Below are 6,643 nucleotides of genomic sequence, written 5' to 3'. Positions count from 1 at the left end.
GAGCAGGACCCGTGGCGGCCCGTCCAGACCGGCGAGAGCATCCGCGAGCAGCGTTGTGCCGGCGACCCGGCTGTCGAGGATCTGTCGCTTATAGCTGTCGGTCCAACGATGGTCACCGACCCCGACGCCGGCAAGGTGGACGACGGCGTCGAGGCCGGTCAACGCCGCCGGGTCGAGCATGCCGGCGCCGGGATCCCAGGAGATCTCGAAGTTGTCCCTGGGTGGCCGGCGGACCAGGACGCGAACGGTGTGCCCGTCACGGCGCAGCGCCGGGACGAGCGCGGAGCCGATCAGACCGGTGGCGCCGGTGACAGCGATGTTCATTGACCGGATCCTTGCGTGTTCGTGGTGGGTCGGCGAGCCGACCCACCACGACGGGACACCAACGCCGGACCGGGCAGGTGGCGGCCTACCGGCCCAGTTCGGCCTCGAAGGCGCCTTCTTCCAGGCGGCTGCGGACGCTGGTGAGGAAGCGAGCCGCATCGGCGCCGTCGACGATCCGGTGGTCGTAGGTGAGCGCGAGATACACCTTCGACCGCACCGCGATGATCTCGCCCAGCTCGGGGTCGTCCACGACCGCGGGCCGTTTGACCACGGAACCGGTGCCGAGGATGCCGACCTGGGGCTGGTTGATGATCGGTGTGTCGAACAGGGCACCGCGGCTGCCGGTGTTGGTCAGCGTGAAGGTGCCACCACCCAGCTCGTCCGGTGACACACGGTTGTCTCTGGTCCGGGTCGCCAGGTCGTCTATCTTGCGTGCCATGCCCGTGAGGTTGAGATCCCCGGCGTGGTGGATGACCGGGACGAGCAGCCCCCGGGCGGTGTCCACCGCGATGCCCAGGTGCTCGGTGTCGTAGTAGGTGACGGTCCCCTGCTCGACGTTGACACTTGCGTTGAGATTCGGATGTTCCCGCAGCGCTTCGCAGGCGGCGACCGCGAAGAACGGCAGGAACGACAGCTTCACGCCTTCGCGCGCCTCGAACGCGGCCTTCGTGCGATCCCGCAGGCGCGCGATGCGGGTGACGTCGACCTCGACGACTGTGGTGAGTTGGGCGCTGACCTGCAGGGACTCGACCATCCGCTGGGCGATGACCGATCGCAGCCGCGACATCTTCTCCGTGCGACCGCGCAGCGAAACCGGCACGGGCGTCACCGGTGCCGGTGCCAGTGCTGGTGCTGGTGCTGGTGCTGGTGCCACAGCCGGTGCCGCAGCCACAGCCGGTGCCAGTGCTGGTGCCACAGCCGCGGCCGTGGGTGCCGCAGCCGTGTCCGCGGCCGTCGGCGTGCGCGCGGCGTCGATGACGTCCTGCTTGCGAATGCGGCCGCCGATGCCCGTGCCCGTCACCGCGGACAGGTCCACATCGTGCTCGGCCGCGAGCCGTCGGACCAGCGGGGTGACATAGGCACCGAGCGATCCGCTGCCGTTGGACGGAGTTTCGGAGCCCGCGTCCGGCGCGAACTCCTGGGCCGGTAGGGCCGGCGGCGGCGTCTGGGCCGCGACCGGCGGGGGAGCTGCCGCAGGCGTCGGAGCCGGTGCCAGCGGGGGTGCCGGTGCCGGAGCCGGAGCCGGCGCGACGGCCGCGGTAGGTGTTGTGGGTGGAGCCTGGGGCGCGGCCTGCCCCGCCGTTGCACCCTCGTCGATGACGGCAAGTTCGACACCGACCTCGACCGTCTCGTCCTCGGCGACCCGGATGGCGCTGATCACTCCGGAGGCGGGCGCTGGGATCTCGGTGTCGACCTTGTCCGTACTGACCTCGAGGAGCGGCTCGTCGGCCTCGACGCGCTCGCCTTCTTTTTTCAGCCAGCGGGTGACGGTGCCCTCGGACACGCTCTCACCCAGACGGGGCATCGTGACGGACACAGACATGGGGTACGACTCCTTCGTGGCGTCCGGCCGTCCGTGGGCGACGGGGAGTGGCCGCGAACGCTGTGGGTCTGTCAGTAACTGATCGACTCAAGGCGACACGATCACGTTTGTCCTGCGCCGCCAGACATTGTGGTTCTAATTGTGGGAGTGCAGCGGCTTGCCGGCGAGGGCGAGGTGTGCTTCGCCGATCGCCTCCGACAGGGTTGGATGCGGGTGGATGAGCTGGGCGACATCGGCGGCGGTGGCCTCCCAGTTCGTGATCAGCTGGGCTTCGGCTATCAGCTCGCCGACCCGGTCGCCGACGATGTGGATGCCCACCACCGGCCCGTCGGGCAGGGCGACCAGCGTGACGGCACCGGTGGTCTGGAGGATCTGCGCCTTGCCGTTGCCGGCCAGATCGTAGGTGTGGGTCACGATCTCTCCGTACAGCTCCGCGGCCCGAGTCGAGGTCAGCCCCACCGATGCCACCTCGGGATGGGAGTAGGTGACCCGCGGAACGTTGTCGTAGTCGACATGCGCCGGGTTCAATCCGGCGAGGTGCTCGGCGAGGAAGATGCCCTCGGCGAATCCGACGTGGGCGAGCTGGAGCCCCGGTCGCAGGTCGCCGAGCGCGGAGACGGTCGGTAGGTTCGTCCGCAGCTCGTGGTCGACCAGGACGAAGCCGCGATCCATCGCGATGCCGACCTCGTCATAACCGAGCCCTTCGGAGACCGGACCGCGCCCGACCGCGACGAGCAGCACTTCGGCCTCGATGGTCGTTCCGTCCTCCAGCGACACCGTGACACCTGCGTCGGTGCTCTTCACACCGGCGAACCGGGCACCCAGGTGCTGTTTGATACCGCGGCGGCGGAACGCCCGCTCCAGCAGCTTGGAGCTGGACTCCTCCTCCAGCGGCACCAGATGGGGCAGTGCCTCGACGATCGTGACCTCGGCACCGAAGGAACGCCACACCGAGGCGAACTCACAGCCGATCGCGCCGGCACCGAGAACCACGGCGGATGCCGGCACGTGGTCGAGCTCCAGGGCGTCGTCACTGGTGATCACCTGGCGGTGGTCGATCTCCAAGCCGGGCAGCGACTTCGACTGCGACCCGGTCGCGAGCACCACATGGCGGCCGGAGATGACTCGGTCACCCACGGCAACGGCGGTGGGCGACACCAGCCGTCCGTGACCCTCGATGACCTCGATGCCGCGGCCCTTCACCAGGCCGGCGAGGCCCCGGTAGAGCTTGCTGACCACCGAGTCCTTGTAAGCGTTGACCTTCGTGATATCGATTCCGTCGAAGGTCGATCGGATCCCGTAATTCTCGCTCTCGCGGACATTATCCGCGATCTCCGCCGAGTGCAACAGGGCCTTGGTCGGAATGCACCCGCGATGCAGGCAGGTTCCGCCCAACTTGCCCTTTTCGATCAGAGCGACGTCCAGACCGAGCTCGGCGGAGCGCAGGGCCGCAGCGTAACCGCCGCTACCGCCACCGAGGATGACAAGGTCTACGGGACCGGCCGCAGAGTCCACCACGCCAGGCGTCCCTTCTCGTTGACTGGATGGGATGCGTTCAGTCTTTCATGCCGCAGGACGGATGTATCGCAGGTCCCGGCAACTGTGGTCCATGACGCCGGGTATTTTTCTGTGCCACTTCCGCTCGTTGCCCGCTACTCGCCGGTAATCTGTTTGTCAGGCTCGGAGCGGGGCGCCGACTCCCCGGCGATGTTCTCGGCCAGCTGGAGCAAGGTTCGGACGATCACACCGGTGCCACCCTTCGGGGTGTGACCGTAGGGTTCGCCCGCGTTCCAGGCGGGCCCGGCCATGTCGATGTGCGCCCACGGAATGTGATCAGGTACGAAGGCGCTCAGGAAGTGCGCGGCCACCAGCATGCCGCCATCGCGGCTGCCGCCGCCGCCGACGTTGGCGAGGTCTGCGACGGCCGAGTCGAGCACCTTGCGCAGCTCTGGTGGCAGTGGCATCGGCCACACCGCCTCGCCGGTCTCGCCGGCCGCGGCGACGACCTGTTCGACCGCGTCGTCACGGCCCATGACCGCGCTGGTGCGCTGGCCCAGAGCCACGATCTGCGCGCCGGTGAGCGTTGCCACGTCCACCAGCAGGCCGGGGGAGTCCGCCGCGGCGCGGGCGATGGCGTCGCCGAGCACAAGCCGTCCCTCGGCATCGGTGTTGAGGACCTCGACCAGGGTGCCGCCCCGCAGGGTCAGGACGTCGCCCGGCCGGATCGCGTCCCCGGATGGCATGTTCTCGGCCAGCGGGATCCACGCGTTGACGGTGACCGGCACGTTCAACCGGGCGGCCGCGATGACGGCCGCGAGCACGCCGGCGGCGCCGGCCATGTCGGTCTTCATCCATTCCATCGCGCCCGCCGGCTTGAGCGACAGGCCGCCGGAGTCGAAGGTGATGCCCTTGCCGACAAGGGTCAGCGCGGGCGGGCCGGTCGGGTCCACACCGGCGGGCCGCCAGGACAGGTGGACCAGCCTCGGCGGGTTCACCGAACCCTGGCCCACCCCCAGAATGCCACCGAAACCCTCGTCCGCCAGTGCCTTTTCGTCGAGTACCGCAACATCCACACCGACCTCGGCGCCATGGCGGGCGGCGATCTCGGCGAACACCGCGGGCGGTAGGTGCCCGGGCGGGGTGTTGACCAGATCCCGGGCCAGGGCGACGGCGTCGGCTGCTATAGCAGCCCTGCGCACGGTATCGGTGGCGGCGGGCTCGGCGGCGTCGTCCACGACGAACGTGATCTCCCCTACCGGCGGACGCCGGTCAGACCGGGACCGGGTCCGGAACGTGTCGAAGGCGTAGGCGCCGAGCAGCGATCCCTCGACGACGGCCCGCAGCTGGTCTGGTCCGGGCGGGCTGACCGCCAGGGCGAGGGTGGTCGCGACCCGGGCGGTGCCGGCGAGTGCGCGCACGGCGGCGCCCGACGCCCGGCGCAGCGTTTCGTGGTCGACGTCAACCTGATCGACGGTTGACTCAGCGTGGTCGACGTCAACCTGGTCGACGTCAGCCTGGCTGGTGACGGGGCCGAGGCCGACCGCGACCACGATGGGGACCGGGAGCATGCCGAGCGTGGCGAAGCGGACGAGGTCGCCGGCCTTGCCGGTCGCGCCGAGGTCGGCCAGGACCTGGGCCAGGCGGCCACCGAGCGCCACGTCGAGCGTCTGGGTACCGCCCAGTGGCACCGGCCCGTTCTTGCCCGCCGCGATACCGATCACCAGCGCATCGGTATCAAGATCCAGAATGGATGATGTCGTCACGACAGTCGCGGTCATGGCGCGAGACTACGGAACACGGTGTGGGACGGGGTTAGCCTGCCCGTATGGGTGAGCTGCTGCGGTCTCCGCTGCACGACAGGCACGTTGCGCTGGGCGCCAAGCTGGCCGACTTCGGCGGCTGGGAGATGCCCATCGAGTATCCCGGCGGGGGGGTGCTCAAGGAGCACGCGGCGGTCCGGTCGGCGGTCGGGATCTTCGATGTCAGCCACCTCGGCAAGGCCCGCGTCCACGGCCCCGGTGCCGCGGTCTTCGTGAACGCGACCCTCACCAACGATCTTTCTCGGATCGGTCCCGGCCAGGCCCAGTACACGCTGTGTTGCGACGATGAGACCGGCGGCGTCGTCGACGACCTCATCGCCTACCTGTACTCCGACTCGGAGGTCTTCCTCGTCCCCAACGCGGCCAACACCGAGCAGGTCGTCCGCCGGCTCGACGCCGCGGCCCCGCCCGAAGTGGCCGTTGACAACCTGCACACCGCCTTCGGCGTGGTGGCTGTGCAGGGACCGCGTTCGGCGGAGCTGATGGCGGCGCTGGGCCTGCCCGTCGGTGGGGCCTACATGAGTTTTGCCGGGGCCTGTTGGCCCGGTGCCGGTGCCGGTGCCGGTGCCGACGTGATCGTCTGCCGGTCGGGCTACACCGGCGAGCACGGCTTCGAGATCGTGTCCGACTGGGCGGACACGCCCGCGCTGTGGGATGCGCTGACGGCGGCGGGCACCCCGCTTGGGATGCTGCCCTGTGGCCTCGGCGCCCGCGACACCCTGCGAACCGAGATGGGTTACCCGCTGCACGGTCAGGACCTGTCGATGTCGATCACCCCGGTACAGGCGCGGGCGGGTTGGGCGGTGGGCTGGGGCAAGCCGCGCTTCTGGGGCCGGGACGTGCTGCTGGCGGAACGGGCCGCCGGCCCGGCGCGGCAGCTGTGGGGGCTGCGCGCGACCGACCGCGGCATCCCGCGGCCGCACATGACGGTGTACGGCTCGCAGGCAGTGCCCGTCGGCGAGGTCACCAGTGGGACGTTCTCGCCGACCCTGCGAACCGGCGTCGGCCTGGCCCTGCTCGACCGTCGGGTCGGTGCGGGCGACACCGTCGGGGTGGATGTGCGTGGACGGCGCTCGACGATGACGGTTGTGCGGCCGCCGTTCGTCGACGCGTCCCCGAAGTAGGCCTGCCCCGAGGCAGGCCCGAGGCAGGCCCGGAGCTCCTCACCGGGTGCTGAGGTGGATCCGCACGTCCGCGGGGATGTTCAGCGTCATGAACACCAGCGTGACCGTTGCCGTGACCTCGACGAGGGCGCCGAGCACATCTCCGGTGACACCGCCGAGGTAGCGGACGAGGAACCGGCGCAGCAGCCAGCCCGCGACCGTCCCGACGGCGACGGCCGTCACCGCGCGGACCGCACCCCCGGCGTCCCCACCGTCGAGGTCGACGCGCCCGGCCAGGGCGGCGACGGCGACCACAGCGGCACCGGAGCAGGCCGCCTGCCACGGCGCCACGG

The 6,643-nt window shown here is 70.2% G+C and carries 6 protein-coding genes; 1 reads left to right on the top strand and 5 read right to left on the bottom strand.

Annotated elements, in window-relative coordinates; genetic code table 11:
- The 4 genes from U9983_RS25820 to U9983_RS25805 form a co-directional block, all read right to left on the bottom strand.
- Positions 1-324, bottom strand: a 324-nt coding sequence (locus tag U9983_RS25820) for an NAD-dependent epimerase/dehydratase family protein (protein ID WP_322756502.1), incomplete at its 3' end; no start/stop codon positions are given.
- An 85-nt stretch (positions 325-409) separates the two neighbouring features.
- Positions 410-1,867, bottom strand: a complete 1,458-nt coding sequence (gene sucB, locus U9983_RS25815; RefSeq protein WP_322756501.1) for a 2-oxoglutarate dehydrogenase, E2 component, dihydrolipoamide succinyltransferase — start codon at positions 1,865-1,867, stop codon at positions 410-412.
- Positions 1,868-2,002: 135 nt separating this feature from the next.
- A complete protein-coding gene (lpdA, locus tag U9983_RS25810) occupies positions 2,003-3,385 on the bottom strand; it encodes a dihydrolipoyl dehydrogenase (RefSeq protein WP_322749051.1) in 1,383 nt (460 codons plus the stop codon).
- Between the two features lie 134 nt (positions 3,386-3,519).
- Positions 3,520-5,145 carry a leucyl aminopeptidase gene (locus U9983_RS25805; protein ID WP_322756500.1) on the bottom strand — a complete coding sequence of 542 codons (1,626 nt, stop codon included), beginning with the start codon at positions 5,143-5,145 and terminating at the stop codon, positions 3,520-3,522.
- A 47-nt stretch (positions 5,146-5,192) separates the two neighbouring features.
- Here U9983_RS25805 and gcvT point away from each other — a divergent pair, with 47 nt between their 5' ends.
- Positions 5,193-6,311 carry a glycine cleavage system aminomethyltransferase GcvT gene (gcvT, locus tag U9983_RS25800; RefSeq protein ID WP_322756499.1) on the top strand — a complete coding sequence of 373 codons (1,119 nt, stop codon included), beginning with the start codon at positions 5,193-5,195 and terminating at the stop codon, positions 6,309-6,311.
- Positions 6,312-6,350: 39 nt separating this feature from the next.
- On the opposite strand, the gene U9983_RS25795 is transcribed toward gcvT, so the two are convergent.
- On the bottom strand, positions 6,351-6,643 hold a 293-nt coding region (locus U9983_RS25795), incomplete at its 5' end, for an adenosylcobinamide-GDP ribazoletransferase (RefSeq protein WP_322756498.1).

It is taken from the genome of Protofrankia sp. Cas3, from assembly GCF_963555955.1.
GTDB lineage: Bacteria > Actinomycetota > Actinomycetes > Frankiales > Frankiaceae > Protofrankia.
The sequence above is the reverse complement of the archived record's forward strand: the minus strand, read 5'-3'. Positions and strand labels throughout refer to the sequence as shown.

Coding starts and splice junctions, on each gene's coding strand:
- sucB (WP_322756501.1), bottom strand. CDS start 1,867: ATGTCTGTGTCCGTCACGATGCCCCGTCTGGGTGAGAGCGTGTCCGAG.
- U9983_RS25805 (WP_322756500.1), bottom strand. CDS start 5,145: ATGACCGCGACTGTCGTGACGACATCATCCATTCTGGATCTTGATACC.
- gcvT (WP_322756499.1), top strand. CDS start 5,193: ATGGGTGAGCTGCTGCGGTCTCCGCTGCACGACAGGCACGTTGCGCTG.